The sequence below is a fragment of the Rhizobacter sp. P2_G4 genome (assembly GCF_056403575.1).
Genome location: NZ_JBFUFG010000006.1, coordinates 125,112 through 145,732 on the forward strand (window position 1 = coordinate 125,112; position 20,621 = coordinate 145,732).

General features: G+C 64.5%; 22 protein-coding genes and 1 tRNA gene. 18 read left to right on the forward strand and 5 right to left on the reverse strand.

Annotation, left to right across the window (positions count from 1 at the left end; translation table 11 throughout):
- The first annotated feature begins 15 nt into the window (after positions 1–15).
- Entirely contained in the window at positions 16–1,242 is a 1,227-nt protein-coding gene (locus AC1DYS_RS21480; RefSeq protein ID WP_477902916.1) for a phospholipase D-like domain-containing protein, read from the forward strand.
- Between the two features lie 81 nt (positions 1,243–1,323).
- On the opposite strand, the gene AC1DYS_RS21485 is transcribed toward AC1DYS_RS21480, so the two are convergent.
- On the reverse strand, positions 1,324–2,400 hold the full coding sequence (locus tag AC1DYS_RS21485) for a LysR substrate-binding domain-containing protein (protein WP_477902918.1): 1,077 nt from the start codon (positions 2,398–2,400) through the stop codon (positions 1,324–1,326).
- A gap of 12 nt (positions 2,401–2,412) precedes the next feature.
- On the opposite strand from AC1DYS_RS21485, the gene AC1DYS_RS21490 reads away from it, so the two are divergent.
- From AC1DYS_RS21490 to AC1DYS_RS21500, 3 genes are all read left to right on the forward strand, one after another.
- Positions 2,413–3,372 (forward strand): Bug family tripartite tricarboxylate transporter substrate binding protein, encoded by a 960-nt coding sequence (locus tag AC1DYS_RS21490; protein WP_477902920.1) that lies wholly within the window; start codon positions 2,413–2,415, stop codon positions 3,370–3,372.
- Positions 3,373–3,382: 10 nt separating this feature from the next.
- On the forward strand, positions 3,383–4,276 hold the full coding sequence (locus AC1DYS_RS21495) for an N-formylglutamate amidohydrolase (protein WP_477902922.1): 894 nt from the start codon (positions 3,383–3,385) through the stop codon (positions 4,274–4,276).
- A gap of 275 nt (positions 4,277–4,551) precedes the next feature.
- Entirely contained in the window at positions 4,552–5,565 is a 1,014-nt protein-coding gene (locus AC1DYS_RS21500; protein ID WP_477902924.1) for a porin, read from the forward strand.
- Between the two features lie 87 nt (positions 5,566–5,652).
- Here AC1DYS_RS21500 and AC1DYS_RS21505 read toward each other — a convergent pair whose 3' ends face one another.
- Positions 5,653–6,489 (reverse strand): helix-turn-helix transcriptional regulator, encoded by an 837-nt coding sequence (locus AC1DYS_RS21505; protein WP_477902926.1) that lies wholly within the window; start codon positions 6,487–6,489, stop codon positions 5,653–5,655.
- A 99-nt stretch (positions 6,490–6,588) separates the two neighbouring features.
- Positions 6,589–7,089 carry a lipase secretion chaperone gene (locus AC1DYS_RS21510; RefSeq protein ID WP_477902928.1) on the reverse strand — a complete coding sequence of 167 codons (501 nt, stop codon included), beginning with the start codon at positions 7,087–7,089 and terminating at the stop codon, positions 6,589–6,591.
- Between AC1DYS_RS21510 and AC1DYS_RS21515 the strand changes: the two genes are divergently transcribed.
- Positions 7,088–7,312: a hypothetical protein gene (locus tag AC1DYS_RS21515; RefSeq protein ID WP_477902930.1), complete on the forward strand. Its 225-nt coding sequence runs from the start codon at positions 7,088–7,090 to the stop codon at positions 7,310–7,312. The genes AC1DYS_RS21510 and AC1DYS_RS21515 overlap by 2 nt on opposite strands.
- Here AC1DYS_RS21515 and AC1DYS_RS21520 read toward each other — a convergent pair.
- Positions 7,288–8,151, reverse strand: coding sequence for a poly(ethylene terephthalate) hydrolase family protein (locus AC1DYS_RS21520; protein WP_477902932.1), 864 nt, complete (start codon positions 8,149–8,151; stop codon positions 7,288–7,290). The two genes, AC1DYS_RS21515 and AC1DYS_RS21520, sit on opposite strands and share 25 nt — an antisense overlap.
- Before the next feature lie 413 nt (positions 8,152–8,564).
- Here AC1DYS_RS21520 and thpR point away from each other — a divergent pair, with 413 nt between their 5' ends.
- Positions 8,565–9,074: an RNA 2',3'-cyclic phosphodiesterase gene (thpR, locus tag AC1DYS_RS21525; RefSeq protein ID WP_477902934.1), complete on the forward strand. Its 510-nt coding sequence runs from the start codon at positions 8,565–8,567 to the stop codon at positions 9,072–9,074.
- An 84-nt stretch (positions 9,075–9,158) separates the two neighbouring features.
- Here the strand turns inward: thpR and AC1DYS_RS21530 are convergent.
- Positions 9,159–9,234 (reverse strand) — tRNA-Ala (locus tag AC1DYS_RS21530).
- A gap of 107 nt (positions 9,235–9,341) precedes the next feature.
- On the opposite strand from AC1DYS_RS21530, the gene AC1DYS_RS21535 reads away from it, so the two are divergent.
- From AC1DYS_RS21535 to epsI, 12 genes are all read left to right on the forward strand, one after another.
- Positions 9,342–10,211, forward strand: coding sequence for an alpha/beta hydrolase (locus AC1DYS_RS21535; RefSeq protein ID WP_477902936.1), 870 nt, complete (start codon positions 9,342–9,344; stop codon positions 10,209–10,211).
- 162 nt (positions 10,212–10,373) lie between these two features.
- Positions 10,374–10,793 (forward strand): rubrerythrin family protein, encoded by a 420-nt coding sequence (locus AC1DYS_RS21540; protein WP_047484140.1) that lies wholly within the window; start codon positions 10,374–10,376, stop codon positions 10,791–10,793.
- 87 nt (positions 10,794–10,880) lie between these two features.
- Positions 10,881–12,233: a heterodisulfide reductase-related iron-sulfur binding cluster gene (locus AC1DYS_RS21545; RefSeq protein WP_477902938.1), complete on the forward strand. Its 1,353-nt coding sequence runs from the start codon at positions 10,881–10,883 to the stop codon at positions 12,231–12,233.
- Positions 12,234–12,299: 66 nt separating this feature from the next.
- Complete coding sequence (locus AC1DYS_RS21550; RefSeq protein WP_477902940.1) at positions 12,300–12,881, forward strand: DUF3501 family protein; 582 nt, start codon at positions 12,300–12,302, stop codon at positions 12,879–12,881.
- 299 nt (positions 12,882–13,180) lie between these two features.
- Entirely contained in the window at positions 13,181–13,621 is a 441-nt protein-coding gene (locus AC1DYS_RS21555) for a BON domain-containing protein (protein WP_477902942.1), read from the forward strand.
- A gap of 164 nt (positions 13,622–13,785) precedes the next feature.
- On the forward strand, positions 13,786–14,253 hold the full coding sequence (locus tag AC1DYS_RS21560; RefSeq protein WP_477902944.1) for a response regulator: 468 nt from the start codon (positions 13,786–13,788) through the stop codon (positions 14,251–14,253).
- A 397-nt stretch (positions 14,254–14,650) separates the two neighbouring features.
- The gene (locus AC1DYS_RS21565) at positions 14,651–15,625 is read left to right on the forward strand and encodes an EpsD family peptidyl-prolyl cis-trans isomerase (protein ID WP_477902946.1); all 975 of its coding nucleotides are present in this window, start codon (positions 14,651–14,653) and stop codon (positions 15,623–15,625) included.
- 48 nt (positions 15,626–15,673) lie between these two features.
- A complete protein-coding gene (gene epsE / locus AC1DYS_RS21570; protein WP_477902948.1) occupies positions 15,674–16,588 on the forward strand; it encodes a polysaccharide export protein EpsE in 915 nt (304 codons plus the stop codon).
- 46 nt (positions 16,589–16,634) lie between these two features.
- On the forward strand, positions 16,635–18,083 hold the full coding sequence (gene epsF, locus AC1DYS_RS21575) for a chain length determinant protein EpsF (protein ID WP_477902950.1): 1,449 nt from the start codon (positions 16,635–16,637) through the stop codon (positions 18,081–18,083).
- Positions 18,080–19,012, forward strand: a complete 933-nt coding sequence (locus AC1DYS_RS21580) for a polysaccharide biosynthesis tyrosine autokinase (RefSeq protein WP_477902952.1) — start codon at positions 18,080–18,082, stop codon at positions 19,010–19,012. Before epsF ends, AC1DYS_RS21580 begins: the two co-directional genes overlap by 4 nt.
- A gap of 28 nt (positions 19,013–19,040) precedes the next feature.
- A complete protein-coding gene (gene xrtB / locus AC1DYS_RS21585; RefSeq protein ID WP_477902954.1) occupies positions 19,041–19,931 on the forward strand; it encodes an exosortase B in 891 nt (296 codons plus the stop codon).
- Positions 19,928–20,620: an exosortase-associated protein EpsI, B-type gene (gene epsI / locus AC1DYS_RS21590; RefSeq protein WP_477902956.1), complete on the forward strand. Its 693-nt coding sequence runs from the start codon at positions 19,928–19,930 to the stop codon at positions 20,618–20,620. The genes xrtB and epsI overlap by 4 nt, the downstream gene beginning before the upstream one ends.
- Position 20,621 lies beyond the last annotated feature (1 nt).

Sequence of the window (20,621 nt, forward strand, 5' to 3'; positions counted from 1 at the left end):
TGCCTGCTGCTCGCGGTGATCGTGGTGCAGATCGCGGTCATCTGGTCGATTCGTCGGCACCGGGACCCGGCTTTGAAGATCGACAGCGACTCTCCCATCGACGAGTTGATGCCGAGCCTGTCGGGGCTCACGCTGTGCACGGCGGTGGAGGGCAACCGTGTCGAAGTGCTGGAGAACGGGGCATTCTTCGACGTCCTGCTGGCTCGCATCGCCGCAGCCCGCCAGTCCGTCCACTTCGAGACGTTTCTCTGGAAAGACGGGCTGCTGGGCCAGCGCTTGGCCCAGGCGCTGATGGAGCGTGCTCGTGCCAAGGTACAGGTTCGTGTGTTGCTCGATGCGCAAGGATCGAAAGACGTCGGAAAGGAGATCACGCGCCAGATGCGTGTCGCTGGCTGCAACGTCAGGTTCTTTCATAAGCGGGCGTTCCGGAATATCGGCGTGTTCAACGACCGAGACCATCGCAAGATCGTTGTGATCGACGGACGCGAGGCCTTCGTCGGCGGCCATTGCATCGTCGACAGTTGGCTCGGAGATGCCGAAGACCACACACATTTCTCCGATGTCAGCCTGCATCTCCACGGGCCGATCGTGCACAGCCTTCAGGGCGCCTTCAGCGAAAACTGGGCCGGCGAAACCGGCGAGTTGTTCCTCGGCGAGGATGTATTCCCGCGGCTCGAGCCCGAAGGCGACGTGCTCATTCACGCAGTATTCGCCAAGCCGGAGAATTCGGCGCCGACGGTAAAAATTCTTCACCACACCGCCATCTGCGTGGCGCGCAAGCGCATATGGATTCAGAACCCGTACTTCATTCCTGAGCCGGACGCCATCGATGCCTTCGGCGCAGCCGTGCGACGCGGCGTCGACGTGCGCGTGCTGATGCCCGCCATCAGTGGCTCAGACAATCCCATGGTCCAACACGCGGGACATCGCAATTTCGAGAAGCTTCTGAAGTGCGGTGTTCGACTGTTCGAGTACCCGCATACCTTGCTGCATCAGAAGATCATGACGGTCGATGGCGTCTGGTCTGCGATCGGATCGAGCAACTTCGATGACCGCAGCTTCGAGACAAACGACGAGATCAGCCTGTCGATATTGGACCGGGCGCTTGCAGATCGGCTCGATGCCATCTTCGAGAGGTACGTTCAGCGTGCCGACGAAGTTTTGCTCGAAGAATGGCAGCGTCGAGGCTGGATGCAGAAGATCAGGGACAACGCGTTTTATGCACTCAACGAGCTGCTATAGGTAAGTCTGGCGTCATCGGCCAACTCGTAGCGAGTTGAGCCCGAATCAAAGACCGACTCGACGGTGTACGCCTTCCACACCCTAGCGTTTGCTTCGCCCCTGGCTTGGTGGCTTCGCAGGTAGGCGAGCCTCAGCCAGTATCTGCTCCGCGACAACACGCCCTTCACGCACAAACTCCTCCGCCAGCCCGGCTCTTTGCAGGCCGACAGGTAGTGCAATTGCAAAGCGATGATCGATTCGAGTTGCCAAGGGCCGCAACACGACTCCGCGGTCCGCGAACTGCGCGGCAAGGAGCTCCGGCAAAACCGAGACTCCCAATCCGCTCGCAACGAATCCACATATCGCGGTCGCCGAGTGAGTGTCGACGCGAACGTCCGGGAGTCGTCGGGCGGCCCGGAACAGGGCGTTCAGTTCGCTGCGCCAGACCGTGTCGCGCCCGAGCAGAACCAAGGGCTCGCCGGCCAAGGCGGCGAGGCTGATCTCGCTGTGTTTCGCCAACGGATGCCCGTGCGGGAGCACGCAGACAGCGCCAGAGTCGATGAGCGGCTGGGTCGAGATGCCTGCATGCGAGACAGGTTCCTTGAGGACCCCAATGTCAACGGCGCGCTTGGCAACCATCGCGGCAATCGCTTCATACGTGCCGAACTCGACCGCATAGCGCAGGTTGCGGTGAATGGCCGCCAATCGCGCGACTACGCGGGGAACAAAGACCTCACCCAAGGCGTATGGCGAGGCAATCCTCAGCACGCCGGTGTCATGGCCGCGCAAGCGGCTCGCGAGGTTGAGAACACGATCGATGCCTTCGAAAGCAAAGGTCACTTCGTCGTACAACGCAATCGCGCTCGCAGTTGCGCGCAGCTTGCCTCCGCTTCGGGCGAACAGGTCCAGGCCCAGCTCACGTTCTATCTGCGCGAGCTGACGGCTCACCGCTGGCTGGGATATTCCAAGCCGACCGGCCGCCGCGGTCGCGGAGCCCGTGTCCATGAGTGCACGAAACACTTCCAGCTGCCGGTAATTCATCGCAGCCCATGCAGCACGGTTATGGGGGAATGCACGGTCAGAAACTCGTTTCCAGGCAGGCAACGGATACCCACAATGCCACCACTCGGCCACGTTATGCAAAGCCGAGGCGCCGAAGCCACCCTCATTGCGCTGCAAACGAAAGTCTCCATGAAGTCCACCCTCCATCTCCTTCTTGTGAGCCTTGCCGCCGTGAATGTGCAAGCAGCCCACGCTGCCGATTTTCCAGAAAAGCCGGTGAAGATCATTGTCCCCTTCTCGGCTGGTGCTGCGGCTGACGCCGTTGCCCGTCCCTTGGCCGCCAAGCTCACCGAGTACTGGGGACAGCAGGTGCTTGTCGACAACCGCCCGGGCCTCACGGCTGGAGCCCAGGCCGTTGCCACGTCCCCCGCTGACGGGTACACGCTGCTTCTCGGTGCCACCTCCACGATGGTGACGACGCCCATCACGGTGAGCAAACTACCCTATAACGTGGAGCGCGACTTCGTGCCCGTCATGCGCGTCGTGACGCTGCCGCCGATCCTCACCGTGAACTCTTCGCTCGGCGTCACGAGCCTGAAGGACCTGATCGCGCTCGCCAAGGCCAAGCCAGGTGAACTGAACTACGCCTCCAGTGGAATCGGAGCGCCCAACCACCTCGGCATGGAACAACTCATGTCGATGACGGGCATCAGCATGACCCACGTCCCCTACAAGGGCGGCGCTCCTGCGGTGGTCGACCTGATCGGCAACCAGGTGCAGGTCGGCTTCAACACCATTCCGAGCGTCCTGCAACACATCAAGTCCGGCAAGCTGACCGCCATCGCGGTGGGAAGCCCGAGGCGTTCTCCAGTGGTACCGACGATCCCCGCCGTGGCCGAGACGATGCCTGGCTTTGACTACACCGCGTGGTACGGGCTGTTTGCCCCTACCAGAACGCCTCCCGGGATTCTCGAAAAGATCAGAGCCGACGTGCAGCGCGCGCTCGCGACGCCCGAGTTCGCCAAGCTTCTTCTGTCCGAGGGCAGCGAGCCCGCACCCAGCTCCGGCGAGGAGCTCGGACAGGTCATAAAGCATGAGACCGCCATCTGGTCGAAGATCGTCAAGGATCGCAAGATCAAGGCCGAGTAGGTACGCCTCCATGACCGCCAATTCCAATCTCGAGCAAAGCACTACCTACCGGATCCACGCGGGCTCAGCCGAAGCGGCAACGCCCATCGTGATCGACTCCCCTCACAGTTTTCGGGACTGGCCTTGTGACGGAACTCCGACGATTGCTCCTGAAGAGGCGCTGCTCACCAGTTGGGATGCGTGGATCGACGAGCTTTGGGTGGAGGCTTCTGCGGGGAAGGCGCCGACGCTTGCAGCTGGATTCCATCGTGCATACATCGATGCAAATCGCGAGCGAGGCGACATCGACCCCGATCAGCTGGAGTCCGCGTGGCGGGAGCCTTTGCAACCGACGGCCAAGTCGCGCGCCGGGATGGGGCTGATCCGCCGTTTCGCACTGCCCGGAGTCCCGCTCTATGACCGACGTCTTTCGGTCGAAGACGTCCGATCCCGACTCACCCGCTGCTATGACCCCTACCACGCCGCACTGTCTCGGCTCGTGGACTCTGCGCACTCCCGCTTCGCGCTGAGCTGTCACATCGACTGCCACTCGATGAAGTCGGTTGGGAACGCGATGAATGAGGACAGCGGTCGACCGCGCCCGGACATCGTCATCAGCGACCTCGACGGGGCGAGCGCCGACCCGGCCCTTGTGCGCTGGTTCGCTTCGAGCTTCGCGGGCCTGGGCTTTCGGGTGCAGGTCAATGACCCGTACCGCGGTGCAGAGTTGATCCGGCGCCATAGCGATCCGTCAAACGGCCGCCACAGCGTCCAGGTAGAGATCAATCGGGCTCTGTACATGGACGAGCGACGGTTCATCAAGAACGACGGTTATGGAAACCTCGCTTCGAGTCTCGCGACGTTTTTCGACCGCCTTGCGAAGGCACTCGACGACGAGCTCGGTGAACTGCTGCGCAGCCGTTAGCGCTTTTCCCGTTGCCCTCAAGGATGCAGACACGATGAACACCTCTGAAGGCAAGCTTCTCGCCCGAGTCGAGTCTGACGAAGGCTGGAGCTGCTCGAGACGTTCGCTCGAATTTGGCGCGAACAAGTGCGAGACAGCACTCGCTACTTTCGACGGGTGATCACGCCCTAGACGGCCGGGCCCGGCCCTTCGAATCCACAGATCCATCACGAGGCACCTTGTGCCTTGTGAGGGTCGACCACGCCCATGGCAAATTTAATCCGGAGGATCCTTTCATGAAGAACCCATCGTGCGGCCCGATGCTCGCCGCGGCAGCGCTTGCGCTGAGCCTCGCCCCAGCCGCCGCGCAAACCAATGTCTCGGTCTACGGCCAGATCCGACTCACGGTCAACAGCATCAAGACGGGCAATGCCAGCGATCTGAAGGAGCTGCGCGACAACGCATCGCGGCTCGGCTTTCGCGGGATCGAAGACTTGGGCGGCGGCATGAGCGCGCTCTTCGGCCTTGAAATGGGACTCAGCGCTGATGACGGGACGGTCCCGGCCCCCACTTATCGCAACAGCTTTGTGGGGCTGCGCGGTGCGTACGGCACTGTTGCGCTGGGGCGGCTGGATTCAACCAACCCGACAGGCTCGCCCTTGTACTCGCAGGTCACGGCGATCACCAGCTTTGCCCCCAATGACGCCGGCGCCACCGCTATCGGCACCTCCATGCTGAACGCGCGCAATCGGACATCGAATTCAATCGGCTATCAGAGCCCCAACGTCGCGGGCTTCGATGTCCGTGTGCGGGGCTATCTCCGTGGGGCACCGGCCACGCTCGACAGCGAGAACGGGGCGAAGTCCTTGGACGTCGGGCTGAACTACGCGACAGGGCCGTTGAAACTCGCGTTCGGCGTGGCCAAGGACAAACGACCGGGCGGGCTCCTCACCAACGAGTTCGACAACAAGGTCCAGTTCGGTGTGCGCTACGACTTTGGCAGCATCGAGCCTTACGCCTTGCTCGGCAGGGACCGGTACAAGAACACCGTCGCGACACGTCGCGATGTCAACTACTGGATCGTCGGGACGAAGTACGTTGTCGGCTCGCATGCCATCGTGCTGAATGCGATCCAGCGTGCGGTGCAATCGAATCTCCTCGGACAGAGGAGGCGTCAGGAAATGTCCTATCAGTACGCGCTGTCCAAGCGCACCGAATTGCAGGCGTTCATCGACCGGGACGGAATCGACTCGTCAAAGAGCAACGTGCGCGTTCGCGCCATCGGTGCCGGCATCCGCCATGACTTCTGAATCACCGCAGGTTCAGTCGCTTGCGAAGCGACAAAAGGCCTTTGACCATCGCGCGCCTGTTCATCACCGACGGGTGATCGCACGCGTTCAGCGATCGGGCCTGCGCTCGTGGCGTCCGATCAACCACTGCTTCCAGTCGGGCAGGCTGGCGTTGTCGACCGCGAGCCGATGCGGAGGAAAGAACACCGAAGGTGGCGCGCCGTAGCAGCGTGTCCACACCTTGGCGAAGTGAGCCGAGTCGACGAAGCCGGCGTCTTGGCCGATCTCGGTCAGGCTGAGGCCGCTGCCCATGTACTGGGAGGCCGCGCGGATTTTTATCGCCAAGCTGTAGATGCGCTGGGCGATGCCCATGTCACGCGAGAACAGCCGCGACGCGGCGCTATCGGACAGGCCCAGCTTCACCGCCATCTCGTGCAGAGTGATGGCCGGCTGCAGGTCCATCATCTTTTGCATTCGCCGGACGCGGGGATCGAGCGCAGGCGGCGCTGGCCAGGTTGCGGCCAGCGTGTCGATCGATTCGCGTGCGGCGCGATCGGCGTCGGTGCCGGTCAGGGTGCCGGCATGGAAAGCCCTCGCCATCTCGCGGAAAGCATGCGCTGGTTCATCCGGCAACGTCTCCACGCCGCTGTTCCGGCAGGCGGCGGCCAGCACGCGAAAGTGCCGGTGGCTCGGCTCGACATCCATCAGGACGAACGGCACGCCGCGCGCCAGCAGGGTCTTGGCCTCCAGCGGAGCCACCATCAGCATCGTGCTCCGCAGCGTCTGTCGCTGGCACCGCACTTCAAGCTGCTGATCCCCCACGGCGCAGAGCAGGCTGACGGAGTGTCGGCAGGACTGACTGTCGTGGCCCGGGCCGGCGAACAGGAAACTGTCACCCATCAACCTGAACCGCGGGCTGGGCACCGGTGACGCAGGGTCTTCCATCTCGACTCCACGAATGCATGTCCAGCGTGCATTGTGAACACTGTCCCCCTGATGCGATGCTGTGAGGAACATCCCGTTTCGATTTGGCCTTCCAAGCGATCAGGGCCCGGGATTCTCCAAGGAATAGCGGGCTTGGGCGCGAATGGCCTTCTGCTCAATCGTCAGGTTCGCGGCGCGGTCGTCGCGCATCATCTCCAGCAGTCGCTTCGACACGGCCTCTTCGGCCCCGAACAGGTGTTGCGCCGCGTCCTGGCCGAAGTAGCTGGCACGCAAGGCACGTGTCGCCGCCAGTTCCGCGAGGCCTTCCTCGGGGACCATGGGCGCCGTACCGGGCTCGAAGGTGCCACGCCGCGCGGACTCGTAGGCACCATAGCGCTCAACCAGATCACGTGCCTGTGCGGCCGCCTCGGCTGGCAGCCCCGATGTCTGTTCTCCCACGAGTGCTGGCAGGCTCTCGGGGCCGTTCAGCCCGACGAGTTTCTCCACCGCCAGCCGCGTGCGCTCGTCGAGCACAAGCCGGCCCTTGCCGTCGGCCCTGAAGGCGCGTTCGTCATTGGCCGGCGTTTGCACGGCCGCCGCGGGAGGTGCGGGCACGGGCATGGCCGTGACGGCTGCCGACGCGGCGACCTGCAATCTCGGTGTGGCCGAAGGTTGTGCGGGCGTCGAGGTCGGCGAGTTACCCGCCCTCGACACCGCCGGTGCGGCATCGCCTTTCGGTTCCTCCCCACCCGACCACCAGGTGGCAGCCACAACCGCGGTCACCGCGGCGACTGCGATGAGCCGCATGCGCTGGGACATTCAGTACGGGCAGTTCTGCTGGTAGCGGTCGAACACCGACGGGGTGGCGTAGGACTCGTGGGGCGATCCACAAAGGAACGGCGAGTAACGCGTGTCGCCGTCGACGAAGCGCTTCATCCAGGTGACGCCGTAGCGGCCGATCGGCGTGTTGGTGGAGTTGGGCGTGAAGTGCGACGCGCTGTTCAGCTCGCCATAGGCCTTGAAGGTGCTCGAAGACAGGCTCGCGTACATGGGCCGCGAGTGCGCCGTCACCGCTGCGACGGTGTCGCCGTCGGCACCGATGATCATCGTCGGCACGCGAACAGAGCCGAAGCTCGTGCTCGTGTTCCACGGTGTCATCGGAAAGGAGGCCTTCAGCGACGCGTTGTCACGTGCCGCGATCATCGAGCCGCCTCCACCCATCGAGTGCCCGGACACGGCCTGTTTCGACGTGTCGATGCGACTGCGCACCGCGCTCGGGGCGCTATTGACCGCGTACGAGAGCGCGGCCATCAGCTGGTTCGCTCGGCTCGCGGGCTGATCGAGTGTGGAGTTGGTGTTCATCGCGACCACGACGAAGCCATGGCTCGCCATGCGCCGTGCCAGCCAGGCGATGCTCGACTGGGTGGCGGTGAAGCCCGGGCACATGGCGATCACACCATAGCTGCCGGCGGTGCTCGGGTAATACACGGTGCCGCCGCCGAAGCCGCGAGCGGCGAAGGACGAGATGCTGGACGTCGACACGGACAAGGGGCCCGCGGTGGCATTGAGTGAGGCTGACGTGGGTGCCGAGGTCTGGGCCTGAGCCACGCCAGCTAACAAGGAGAGGGCCGCCATGGCGGCCGAGACCAGGGTGCGCAACGCGGGGGTGCGAGTCGAGTTCATGGGGCTTGTCTCCATCTGATTTTTTGCCCTACATCGCGCGAATCGCGACAGGGCGAAATCAGTCTAGGCCGCGATCCCCCACTCGCGCTTGTATCGGTTTGCGATGCGCGGGAAGGCCCTAGGCTTGGGTTAGCCCTGCAACAGAGCAAAGGCAAGCGCTATCAGCACTAGAGGCGGGCCGGCCTCTTCGAGAGATCAAATAGTGGAGCAGCGCGACAGAAAGGTGCACCTCCACCGAGATCGCGAACCTTCCAAAGCCGCCCCACTTGAGAACGAGCAGATGAAGTGGCGCGAGGACGAAGTGCCACGGTGGCGACGGTGAGGATTGCTCGGTGACAGTGCTAGGGTGGCGAGATGCGAACCAGGCGGCCGCTATGGAATTCGGCGATTTTGAAGGACATTGAACAATGAGCATGCGTCGACTTTTCATCGGATTGATGGCCTCCCCCACGGCGCAGAAGGCCATCAGCCAATATCAGCTTCAGTATCAATGGCCTCCAACAGTCCGCCTGACGGAACCGGCCAAGCTGCATCTGACGCTTCTGTTCCTCGGTCAAGTTGAGGAGGAAGCTGAAACACGGCTGAGGGCAGCGCTGGCAAGTGTCCCGATGTCACCCATCTACTTGCGCTTTGGCAAGCCAGAGATGTTCTTGAACGGAGTGGCAGTCATCAGGCCCGACGAGAGCCAGCCCTTGGAGCTCATTCAGGGCGACATCGCTGCACTGGTGCATTCCCTGGGAATCGCGTCACAAGGCAAGCAGTGGCTACCCCACGTGACGCTCGCGAGAGATGCTGATGGCTGTGTGGCACCGCGTGATGAACCCGCCATCGAGTGGGATTCGTTGGCGTTCTCGCTGGTGTGGTCGAGGCCCGACCGAGGAGCGGGCTATGAGATTGTGGAAAGCTGGTCTCGTAGCTCTTAGGCTGTCTTGACTGGATCGATCTCCATGCAACCTTTGGATTGTTTCGCCAGTACTCAACCCATTGCCGCACAACAAGTTTCAAGTTGGTGGAGAGGAGGAGGATCGAACTCCCGACCTTCGCATTGCGAACGCGACGCTCTCCCAGCTGAGCTACCCCCCCAACGGAAAATAGTCTAGCAAAGACTGGCCCGCGAAACACCCTCTGGTTTGCGAGAGCGTGTCGGGTTAGAAAGCGGCTCTCGCGGCGACGCTTTCTGTGGAATCACCATGACCCAGCTCGACCCGGACTGGTTGGACGTGCAGTACAACAACCGCGCCCGTATTCCGGAGCATCCGCAGATATTCGAGCGCTGGGCTCGCGCTTCGGCGCACGCGCGTGAGGGCATGGCTTGCCATCTGGACGTTCGTTATGGCGGGGGCGAGAACGAGACGCTCGACGTCTTTCCGTCTGCGCGGGCGAATGCGCCAGTGCTGGTGTTCATCCACGGAGGTTGGTGGCGCAGCCTGGACAAGCGCGACCATTCTTTTCTCGCGCCGAGCCTGGTGGGCAAGGGCGCGATGGTGGTGATGCCCAACTACGCCTTGTGCCCCGGCACCGAGGCACAGCCGGTCAGCATCGAGACCATCACGCTGCAGATGGTGCGTGCGCTGGCCTGGGTGTACCGCAACGCTGCGCTATATGGCGCGGACCCGCGGCGCATCGTCGTGGCCGGCCACTCGGCGGGTGGGCATCTGGCGGCCATGCTGCTGAGCTGCAACTGGAAGGCCGTAGCCGACGATCTGCCGGCGCAGCGGGTGTCTTGCGCGCTCGGCATCTCGGGGGTCTACGACCTGGAGCCGATCCGGCAGACACCGTTCCTGCAAGCCGACCTGCGCCTCACGCCGGAGTCCGCGCTCGAGCTCAGCCCGGCCCGCTTCCCCAAACCAGAGGGGCAGTTCTACGCGGCCGTGGGCGCGCTGGAGAGCGAGGAGTTTCTGCGGCAGAACAGCCTGATCCAGCAGGCCTGGGGCAAAGGCGCGGCGCCGGTGTGCGAAGCCATTCCCGACGCCAACCATTTGAACGTGTTGCACGACCTGGCCGACCCGGACGGCCGCCTGCAGAAGATGGCGCTTCAGCTGCTGGGCTTGGTGGAGTGATCCGGAGCAGCCGACTGCGCGTTAACCCTAAAAAATAGCCGAGCGCTATGAACTCGTATTGAAGCTTTGTATTGGCGCACAGGGGCGGGCAGGAGTACGTTCGCAGCGTTGGCGGCTGTGTCCGCCATCACCTCCAATTCATTCACACGCGAGGAGAGCGACATGGGCTTGAAAGGATCGAAAACCGAGCAGAACCTGAAGGACGCCTTTGCGGGCGAATCCCAGGCGAACCGACGCTATCTGTATTTCGCAAACAAAGCCGACATCGAAGGGCAGAACGACGTGGCCGCGCTGTTCCGCTCCACCGCCGAGGGCGAGACGGGCCATGCCCACGGCCACCTGGAGTTCCTTGAGGCCGTGGGTGACCCGGCCACCGGCCTGCCCATCGGCTCCAGCCGCAACAACCTGAAGGCGGCCGTGGCCGGCGAGACGCACGAGTACACCGACATGTACCCGGGCATGGCCAAGCAGGCGCGCACCGAAGGCTTCGACGAGATCGCCGACTGGTTCGAGACCCTGGCCAAGGCCGAGCGCTCTCACGCCAACCGCTACCAGAAGGCGCTCGACGCCCTGGTGGACTGAGCAAGCAGCTCATCGGCCCCGTGTTCTGCGGGGCCGATTTCTTTCCGAGCCACGCTGGCGCTCAGCGCCACGCAGCCAGGAGTTCACATGACGACTCGAGAGGGCAACCTCGAAGCGCCCACGCGCCACGCGATCGACTGGAAGAACCCCGAGTTCTACGACGAAGACAAATGCCTCCACGAGATGGAGCGCATCTTCGACATCTGCCATGGCTGTCGCCGCTGCGTGAGCCTGTGCCAGTCGTTCCCCACACTGTTCGACCTGGTCGACGAGAGCAGCACACAAGAGGTCGATGGCGTGGCGAAGGTCGACTACTGGAAGGTGGTCGACCAGTGCTACCTGTGCGACCTCTGCTACATGACCAAGTGCCCGTACGTGCCGCCGCACCCGTGGAACGTGGACTTCCCGCACACCATGCTGCGGGCCAAGGCGATCAAGTTCAAGAAAGGCGGGGTGGGCAAGGGCGAGCAGCTGCTGGCCTCGACCGACGTGCATGGCCAGTTCGCCGGGATTCCCATCGTCGTGCAGGTGGCCAATGCGCTCAACAAGACCAAGCCGATGCGCAAGGTGCTCGACAAGGCGCTGGGCGTGCACCCCGACGCGTGGTTGCCCGACCTCGCGAGCAGCCGCTTTCGCTGGAGCGCCAAGAAGAAGGGCAGCGCCAAGGACGTGCAGGACGGCGAGCGCACGCCGGGCAAGGTGGCGATCTTCTCCACCTGCTTCGTCAACTACAACGAGCCCGGCATCGGGCACGACCTGATCAAGGTGCTCGAGCACAACGCCATTCCGTACGAGATCGTCGAGAAGGAGAAGTGCTGCGGCATGCCCAAGCTCGAACTGGGCGACCTCGATGCCGTGGCCGAGCACAAGGCCGCGAACATTCCGGTGCTCGCGCGCTATGCGAAAGAGGGCTATGCGATCTTGAGCGCGATTCCGAGCTGCACGCTGATGTTCAAGCAGGAGCTGCCGCTGATGTTCCCTGGCGACGCCGATGTGGCCGCGGTGCAGGAGGCGATGTACGACCCCTTCGAATACCTCGTCGCACGCAACCGCGACGGTCTGCTCAAGACGGACTTCAAGCAGGAGCTCGGCAAGGTGAGTTACCACATCCCCTGCCACGGTCGCGTGCAGAAGATCGGCAAGAAGACCGAAGAGATGCTCAAGCTCATCGGCCAGTCGGTCACCGTGCAGCTCAACACGGTAGAGCGCTGTTCGGGCCATGCCGGCACCTACGGCGTGAAGACGGCGACGCACCCGGTGGCGATGAAGATAGGCAGGCCGGTGTTCAAGGCGATGGCGAAGGACGAGCCCGATTACATCAGCTCGGACTGCCAGTTGGCCGGTCATCACATCGCGCAGGGCATGGCGCAGCAAGGCGGCCCGGATACGAAACTGGCGCATCCGTTGAGCCTCGTGCGCATTGCCTATGGGCTTGCCTGATTGGTGTGGACCTTCGATACCTCAGCCCGAACGATTGGGTGAAGCTCGCAGAAAGGTGAAGCAGACATGACCACCATCACCCGCGACAGCCTGATGAGCCTGGAGGCTTACGCCAAGATCCGCAAGGCGCAGGCGCCGGAGTTCATCGCCCACCGCAAGCTGCGCAGTGTGGGGCTGGGCGAACACATCACCGTGCAGTTCGAAGACGAGCAGACGATCCGGCGGCAGATCCAGGAGATGCTGCACATCGAGAAGATCTTCGAAGAGGAGGGCATCGCCGGCGAGATTGCCGCCTACGCGCCGCTGGTGCCCGACGGCAGCAACTGGAAGGCGACCATGCTGATCGAGTACCCCGACGTGCACGAACGCAAGCGCGAGCTCGCCCGCCTGATCGGCGTGGAAGACCGCATGTTCGTCGAGGTCGAAGGCTATCCGCGCATCTACGCCATCGCCGATGAAGACCTAGACCGCGAGACGGACGAAAAGACGTCCGCCGTGCATTTCCTGCGGTTCGAATTCCCGAAGCCCGCGCGCGATGCCGTCCTCGCGGGTGCCGCGGTCAAGCTGGGTTGCGACCACACGCACTACCCGGCGCACGTTGCGATCGCCACCGACACCTTGGCCAGTTTGGCGGGCGATCTCCGCTGACGCGGTGCCGTCCCCTGATATAGGCGCGCTGCGTTCAGCTCGAGGCAGAGCGCGTCCAGCGCTGACCGGCCATGGCTACAACCCTTCTGCGAGCGTGGTGCCAGGTCCTGCTGGCGCAACAGACATTTCCTACATGCCTGCGCGGCCCAGACCGATGCCGGCCGGTGTCGGGGGTTTCTAGAGTTGCTGCATGGCGTGCGTTGCAAAGCGACGTGCGTCTGATGAAGCAGGAAATGCTCATCCCTTGGCGCCGAACGGCGCTCAGGCTGCATAGCAGCTCCAACCTGAAGGAACTCATCATGACCACCTACAAGACAACTGCCACCGCCCTGTGCACCCTTGCTGCAGCGCTCGCGCTCGGCGCCTGCCAGCGCAATGACGCAGAAAAAACTGCCGGGGAGCGTCTCGACACCGCCGTGGCCAAGAGCGAGCAGAAGGCCGATGACATCAAGGCCGACGTGAAGCAGCAGGCCGGCGAGGCCAAGGAAGACATGAACAAGGCGACCGACGCCGCTGGCGCGCGCCTGAAGGACATGTCCATCACCACGGCTGTGAATGCGGAGCTGGCCAAGGACACCGAGCTAAGCGCGCTGAAGATCAATGTCGACACATCGCAAGGCCGCGTGCTGTTGCGTGGCTCGGCACCGAGCGAAGCATCGCGCGAGCGGGCAACCGCCCTCGCGTCGCGTGTCGACGGCGTGCTTGGTGTCGACAACCAGCTGACCGTCTCGCGAGGCTGACCCGCGCGGCATTGAGGTGGCGGGCCGCACAACTTGCAAGGTTGTGCGGTAAAGCGGCCACAGTTCCTCGGGACTGTGGCCGCTTTCATTTACAAACATCTTTAGGGTTTTTCGGGAACGCCGTTCGCCAAGGGAAAGGGGTGACAACTCCTACCGAGGTACCCATGCAACGCGTCATCGATGCGATCGTTCCCAGAGTGGTGCTTTACGTCGAGGACCATCCAACCAATGTGAGCCTGATGAAGGCGGTCTTCAGGCGCAGACCGCATCTCGAGCTCGTGGTGGCAACGGACGGCCGGGAGGCGCGCGAACTTGCGACCCACCTGCGGCCCGCTTTGCTGCTGCTCGATCTGCGCTTGCCCGACACCTATGGCGTCACGCTCCTGAGCGAGCTGCGCCGCATCGGCGGCTGGGCTGATATTCCGGCCGTGGCTGTCACCGCGGAGTCGGAGTTCCAGCTCGCTGGCAGCGGCTTCCGCGAGGTGTGGCCCAAGCCGCTGGACCTGGCGTTCCTGCTGGACCGGCTCGACCACCTCACGTCTGCACCGATCATTCGAGCGCCCGCGCGCGAAGAGGCGATGGCGCATGCCATGCCCGCCTCTCTGCCCGATCTGCAAGCTGCGACCCGATGAGCTTGATTGCACACACGCCGCCCCCAGAGCCAGGCGTGGTGCCGCCGGTGCCTCCGCCTCTTCCGCCGCCAACGCCGGACGAGCTGCCGCCTGAGGTCATCGAGCCTCCAGCGCCTGGGGAACATGAGCCGGTGCGAGAGCCGAATCGTCCGCGTCAGGACACCCCTCTCCAGTAAGCGCAGTTCGCGCCTGCAACTCTTACAGGTAAGCGAATCCGAGGTCGGTATTTCTGTCCGGCAAACGGTGTGCCGCCGCATTTCTTGCACTGCAGCAATTTCATAACTGCAAATTTTTACGAGCGTGGCACCTCGTTTGCCCTTGCGTCCATGGAGCAGGGTTTGCGCGGCATGACTGCCTGCCAAAACGTCTCTGTCTTGAAGAAGAAAGGCCCGGGAAATTGAACACATCACTGACATCGAGTCCGCTGCGTCGTGCGTGGCCAGCCACGCGCAGCGGTTGGGCGCTCGCCGTCTTGGCGGTCGCCACACTCGCTGGCTGCGGCAAGGGCAACGGTGGGCCGACGCAGGTCGCCGCGAAGGTCAACCGGGAAGAAATTTCGCTCCACCAGGTCAACTATTTGCTGCAACGTCAGAGCGGCGTCGCCGCCGACCAAGTCGAAGCGGCGAGCCGGCAGACGCTGGAGGCACTGGTGGACCAGGAGCTGGTGCTGCAGGCTGCCGCCGAGCAGCACATCGACCGCGACCCTACGGTGCTGCAGGCGCTGGATGCAGCGCGGCGCGAGATCATCGTGCGGGCCTATGCAGACCGGCTTTCGCAAGGCGTGCAGAAGCCGAGTCTGGCCGAAGTCTCCCAGTACTACGACAGCCGCCCGGCCTTGTTTTCAAAACGGCGGCTGTACACGCTGGTCGACACCGCCTTCATCGGCACGCCGGCGCAGCAGAAGGCCATCCGCGCCCAGTTGGGCGGGACCCGTAACGCCGCCGACGTGGCCGCATTGCTGCGCCAGGCCGGCCTGCGTTTCGGCGCACGTCGGTCGACGGTGGGCGCCGAAGCCTTGCCCTTGTCGGCCGTCGATGCGATGGCTGCGCTGCGCGAAGGCCAGTCTCACCTCGTGAGCGGCCCGCGCGACGCGCATGTGCTGACCATCGTGTCGACCGAATCCGCGCCGCTGTCTGAAGACAGCGCCCGTGCATCGATCGAGAACTTCCTCATGGCCGAGCGCAAGCGCCTGGCCGTGCAGCAGCAGATCAAGGCGCTGCGCAGCACTGCCCGCATCGAGTACGGGGGCAGGTTCGCGCAGCCGCTGGACGTCAAGAGCCAGGCTGCGCCCGCCGTCGACGCCGAGACGGCACTGAGCTCGGTGTCGCTGCAAGGCGCCGAGCCGTCCACCAAGTCAACCCTCACCAAGTAGCCGTCGTAGTCCAAGTAGCCATCAAGTAGCCAACAAGAGAAGACCAACATGCGCCACGCTTTCACTCTGTATTTCGTCTCGGCCCTCGTGCTGCTCGGCCTCGCGGCCTGCGCCAGCGGCCCCACCGCTGCTCCGCAGGCCACGCGGGCGGCAGCCGCTGCAGCGCCTGCTCAGGCTCCTGCGCCAGCGCCCAGGCCCGCCGCCGAAGCCTCAGCGGTACCCACCGGGCCCGACACCTCGCGCGACTACGTCGTCGGCCCGGGCGACGTGCTGCGCATCACCGTGTACCAGAGCCCGGACTTGTCACTCGACGCGCGCGTCGCCGAGAGCGGGCTCATCACGTATCCGCTGCTTGGCCAGGTGAGCGTGGGCGGCCAGTCGGTCTCACAGGTAGAGGCGACCATTGGCAATGGCCTGAAGAAAGGCAACTTCATTCGCGCGCCGCAGGTGTCGGTGCTGGTGATGCAAGTGCGCGGCAACCAGGCCTCGGTGCTGGGCATGGCCAACCGGCCGGGCCGTTACCCGATCGAAGTGAAAGGCATGCGCCTGAGCGAACTGCTCGCGCTGGCCGGCGGCGTGGCACCGGGCGGCAGTGATGTCGTCACCTTGAGCGGCATTCGGGACGGCAAACCTTTCCGGTTGAAGGCCGACATCACCCGGCTCTTTGCCGGCGGTGAAGGCGACGACCCGATCGTGCTCAACGGCGACACGCTCTATGTGGAGCGCCTGCCGATCGTCTACATCTATGGCGAGGTCCAGAAGCCCGGCCCTGTGCCGCTTCAACCCGACATGACGCTGATGCAGGCCGTGGCCAGCGGCGGCGGCCTCACCCAGCGCGGAACCATTCGTGGCTTGCAACTGCACCGCCGCAACGCCGCCGGAAAGCTCGAGGTCTACAACCCGCGCATGGACGACATGCTGCGGGCTGGCGACGTGATCTATGTCAAAGAGAGCCTTTTCTGAAAGCGGCGCCATGAAAAAAACCACCATCCACTTCGGTTGAGCAGTCATGACCTTTTCTCAGCTCATTGCGATCCTGAAAGCGCGCTGGAAGGCGGCGTCGATGGTCTTCGTGCTCATCGTCGGTGGCGTGGTGGCCGTGAGCCTGCTGCTGCCGAAGAAGTACACCGCCACGGCGGCGGTGCTGATCGACATGAAGTCGACCGACCCGATCGCGAGCCTCGGCTCGGTCAACGGCATGCCGATGGGCTATGTGGCCACGCAGGCCGACATCATCCAGAGCCCGCGCGTGGCGATCCGGGTGGTACGCGACCTCAAGCTCACCGACAACCCGCAACTGCGCGCGCAGTGGATGGAAGCCACCGACGGCCAAGGCTCGTTCGAAGTGTGGGTGGCCGAAGCGCTGGGCTCCAAGCTCGACGTGAAGCCCTCGCGCGAGAGCAGCGTCATCAGCGTTGCCTTCACGTCACCCGACCCGAAGTTCAGCGCGTCCCTGGCCAACGCCTTTGTGCAGGCCTACCTGGACACCACGCTGGACCTGCGCGTGGACCCGGCCAAGCAATACAGCACCTTCTTCGACAGCCGCTCCAAGGAGCTGCGTGAGGCGGTAGAGAAGGCGCAGGCCAAGCTCTCTGCCTACCAGAAGGAGCATGGCATCACCGCGAACGACGAGCGCTACGACGTCGAGAACGCACGCCTTGCCGAGCTGTCTTCGCAGCTGGTGGCGGTGCAGGCTTTGAGTGCCGAATCCGCAAGCCGCCAGGAGCAGGCCCGCAAGTCGGCCAACCAGTTGAGTGACGTGATCAACAACCCGCTGGTGTCGGGCCTGCGTGGCGACCTGTCCCGGCAAGAAGCCAAGCTGCAGGAGATGAGCAAGCGCTACGGCGACGCCTACCCGCAGGTGGCGGAGCTGCGCGCCAACATCGACGAGCTGCGTGCGCGGCTCGAGACCGAAAGCCGCCGCGTGAGTGGCAGCGTCACCGTCAACAACAGCATCAACCAGTCGCGCGAGGCCGAACTGCGCTCGGCCCTGGCCGCGCAGCGTGTGCGCGTGATGCAGATCAAGCAGCAGCGCGACGAGGCCACGGTGCTGCAGCGCGATGTCGAAGGCGCCCAGCGCGCATATGACGCGGTCTCTTCCCGCCTCACGCAGAGCAGCCTCGAAAGCCAGACCAAGCAGACCAACACGGCGTTGCTCAACGCCGCCAGCGTGCCGACTCGCCACTCGTCTCCCAACATTGCGTTGAACAGCCTGCTGGCCGTGTTCGTCGGTGCGATGTTCGCGGTCGCCTTCGCCTTGCTGCGCGAGCTGCAGGACCGCCGGCTGCGCAGCGTGCAAGACGGTGTGCAGATGCTCGGCCTTCCGGTCATCGGTCATCTCCCCGGGCCTCTGCGGCGGCCTTTGCTCGGAAAGCGGCGCTTCGTGCTGCCGGCCCAGGTGGTCGCGCGCCTGCCGCGTTCACGTGCAACGTCCACAGGCCTGGAGGTCCCCCGATGAGAACTGCCACCAACTCCCACGAGGAGCCCGATTTCGACTGGGGCCCCGCTTCGCAGGCAGCCGCCTCCTGGTCCGACGACGAGATCACCGACGTCCACGATAAACCGATCGGCAGCATCCTCACCGAGACCAACCGGCTCGGTGCCGGCCAGGTGCAGAAGGTGCTCGACTACCAGCGCAAGAAGGGCGTGCGCTTCGGCGAGGCCGCGGTGGCCCTGCGGCTGGTGAACGAAGACGACGTGCTGTTCGCGCTGTCTCAGCAATTCCACTATCCGTATGCGCCGCATGGCCGGCGTGACCTCAGCGGTGAGCTCGTCGCCGCGGTGCAGCCTTTCGGTGAACAGGCCGAGGCCTTCCGCGCGCTGCGCAGCCAGCTCACGATGCGGCAGGTGGTGGGCGGCGGCTCGGGCCGCGCGCTCGCGGTCGTGAGCCCGGAGTGCGGCGAAGGCAAGACCTTCTTTGCCGCCAACCTGGCGATCACGCTGGCGCAGCTGGGTGGCAGCACCTTGCTCATCGACGCCGACCTGCGCAACCCGCGCTTGCACGAGGTGTTCTCCATCACCGACCGGGCCGGGCTGTCGGGCGTTCTCAACGGGCGTCAGCAGGCCAACGTGATCCACCAGGTCCCAGACCTGAAGAGCCTGTACGTGCTGCCGGTGGGCGTCACGCCGCCCAACCCGCTCGAGCTGCTGGAGCGGCCGGCGTTCGGCCGCTTGCTGCTGGAGCTCATCGCCAAGTTCGACAACGTGATCGTCGACACGCCGGCCGCGCAGCGCGGCTCCGACGCCGGCGTGATCGCCTCGCGCTGCGGTGCGGCGCTCGTCGTGGCACGCCGCCACCAGAGCCGCATCGGCGCGCTGCAGAAGCTGGTGACGTCGCTGGCCGAAAGCCGTGCGCAGCTCGCGGGACTGGTGATCAACGAGTACTGACAAGGCACCGACGCCAGTGCCCCGATCCATGCTGCCCATCACGCACACCGCCGAGCTCCGGCGCCCCTGGACCTGGCCGTCGCGCTGGACGGTGGGAGCGTTGATCGCCGTCGGCCTGTTGGTGATGTACGTGCCGACGTACTGGACGCTGTTCCAGACTGCGTGGGCGTCCGACGAGCAGGGCCATGGCCCGCTCATCGTGGGCCTGTGCATCTGGCTCACGGTTCAGCGTTGGCCGAGCTTTGTGGCCTTGCCCGATCGCTCTGCCGGTGGCTGGGGTAGCCTGGCCTTGGCGGTGTCGCTTGCGGCCTACGTGATCGGGCGCTCGCAGGGCATCCAGGGGCTCGAAGCCGGTTCTCAGATCGGTGTGCTGGCGGGCCTGCTGCTGTGGTTCAAGGGCCGGGCAGGATTGCGGCTGATGGCCGTGCCGCTGGGCTTTCTGGTGTTTTCGGTGCCGCTGCCCGGGATCCTCGTGCTCACGCTCACCATGCCGCTGAAGTCGGCGGTGTCGGCCTGTGCCGAATGGCTGCTGCACCTGGCCGGCTACCCGGTCGGCCGCACGGGTGTCGTGCTCGTCATCGGGCAGTACCAGCTGCTGGTGGCCGACGCCTGCGCGGGCCTCAATTCCATGTTCACCCTCGAAGCGCTCGGCTTCCTGTGGATGAGCCTGCGCCCGCGCAGCACGGTGGCGCGCGATGCATTGCTTGCGCTGGTGATCCTGCCGATCTCGTTCGCCGCCAACGTGGTGCGCGTGATGGTGCTGGTGCTCATCACCTACTACTTCGGTGACGCGGCGGGGCAAGGCTTTGCCCACAGCTTCTCCGGCATCGTGCTCTTCGTCGTCGCCGTGCTGCTGATGATGGTGGCCGAGAGCGTGATCCGCCGGCCGCTCGGACGACGACGCGAGGTGCGCGCATGACGCGGCAGGCCGCTCCGACCTACATCGCCCGGGCCGCCTGGTTGCTGGCGGCGATGTTGCTGGCCGCCTGCCTCGCGCAGGTGCTCAAGCCTTCGCAGCAACTCGCCTCGCACCTCACCGCGATTCACTTGCTCGAGCAGGTGCCGTCGTCATTTGCCGGCTGGCGGCTCGACGAATCGACCGTGCCGGTGCTGCCGGACCCGACCCTGCAGGCGCGGCTCGATTCGGTGTACGACCAGACCTTGGCCCGCTCTTACGTGAACGCCAGCGGTGAGCGGGTGATGCTGACCATCGCCTATGGGCGCGATCAGAGCTCCGAAGCCACTGCCGTCCACCGCCCCGAGTTCTGCTACGGCGCGCAAGGGTTCCGCGTGCGCGGCAACGGTGTCGAACGCGTGGCCGTGGACGGCGGCTCCGTCGCCGTGCAGCGCCTGGTGGGAACGCTCGGCCAACGCATCGAGCCGATCAGCTACTGGGTGACGCTGGCCGACCACGCCACCTTGCCCGGCATGGGCCGCAAGTGGACGCAGCTGCGCCTGGGCCTCTCGGGCTACGTGGCCGACGGCATGCTGGTGCGCGTCTCCACGCTGGGCATGCCGGCCTCGCCGTACTCGGCGCAAGACCGCTTTCTGCAAGACCTCGCACGGGCACTGCCTGGCGATGTGAGAACGCGCTACTTCGGCGTCTGAT

What these genes read in the sequence shown, in the direction of transcription:
- AC1DYS_RS21490 (WP_477902920.1), top strand. Translation starts at nt 2,413, where the DNA reads ATGAAGTCCACCCTCCATCTCCTTCTTGTGAGCCTTGCCGCCGTGAAT.
- AC1DYS_RS21495 (WP_477902922.1), top strand. Translation starts at nt 3,383, where the DNA reads ATGACCGCCAATTCCAATCTCGAGCAAAGCACTACCTACCGGATCCAC.
- AC1DYS_RS21500 (WP_477902924.1), top strand. Translation starts at nt 4,552, where the DNA reads ATGAAGAACCCATCGTGCGGCCCGATGCTCGCCGCGGCAGCGCTTGCG.
- AC1DYS_RS21505 (WP_477902926.1), bottom strand. Translation starts at nt 6,489, where the DNA reads ATGGAAGACCCTGCGTCACCGGTGCCCAGCCCGCGGTTCAGGTTGATG.
- AC1DYS_RS21515 (WP_477902930.1), top strand. Translation starts at nt 7,088, where the DNA reads ATGGCCGTGACGGCTGCCGACGCGGCGACCTGCAATCTCGGTGTGGCC.
- AC1DYS_RS21510 (WP_477902928.1), bottom strand. Translation starts at nt 7,089, where the DNA reads ATGCCCGTGCCCGCACCTCCCGCGGCGGCCGTGCAAACGCCGGCCAAT.
- AC1DYS_RS21520 (WP_477902932.1), bottom strand. Translation starts at nt 8,151, where the DNA reads ATGAACTCGACTCGCACCCCCGCGTTGCGCACCCTGGTCTCGGCCGCC.
- thpR (WP_477902934.1), top strand. Translation starts at nt 8,565, where the DNA reads ATGCGTCGACTTTTCATCGGATTGATGGCCTCCCCCACGGCGCAGAAG.
- AC1DYS_RS21535 (WP_477902936.1), top strand. Translation starts at nt 9,342, where the DNA reads ATGACCCAGCTCGACCCGGACTGGTTGGACGTGCAGTACAACAACCGC.
- AC1DYS_RS21540 (WP_047484140.1), top strand. Translation starts at nt 10,374, where the DNA reads ATGGGCTTGAAAGGATCGAAAACCGAGCAGAACCTGAAGGACGCCTTT.
- AC1DYS_RS21545 (WP_477902938.1), top strand. Translation starts at nt 10,881, where the DNA reads ATGACGACTCGAGAGGGCAACCTCGAAGCGCCCACGCGCCACGCGATC.
- AC1DYS_RS21550 (WP_477902940.1), top strand. Translation starts at nt 12,300, where the DNA reads ATGACCACCATCACCCGCGACAGCCTGATGAGCCTGGAGGCTTACGCC.
- AC1DYS_RS21555 (WP_477902942.1), top strand. Translation starts at nt 13,181, where the DNA reads ATGACCACCTACAAGACAACTGCCACCGCCCTGTGCACCCTTGCTGCA.
- AC1DYS_RS21560 (WP_477902944.1), top strand. Translation starts at nt 13,786, where the DNA reads ATGCAACGCGTCATCGATGCGATCGTTCCCAGAGTGGTGCTTTACGTC.
- epsE (WP_477902948.1), top strand. Translation starts at nt 15,674, where the DNA reads ATGCGCCACGCTTTCACTCTGTATTTCGTCTCGGCCCTCGTGCTGCTC.
- epsF (WP_477902950.1), top strand. Translation starts at nt 16,635, where the DNA reads ATGACCTTTTCTCAGCTCATTGCGATCCTGAAAGCGCGCTGGAAGGCG.
- AC1DYS_RS21580 (WP_477902952.1), top strand. Translation starts at nt 18,080, where the DNA reads ATGAGAACTGCCACCAACTCCCACGAGGAGCCCGATTTCGACTGGGGC.
- xrtB (WP_477902954.1), top strand. Translation starts at nt 19,041, where the DNA reads ATGCTGCCCATCACGCACACCGCCGAGCTCCGGCGCCCCTGGACCTGG.
- epsI (WP_477902956.1), top strand. Translation starts at nt 19,928, where the DNA reads ATGACGCGGCAGGCCGCTCCGACCTACATCGCCCGGGCCGCCTGGTTG.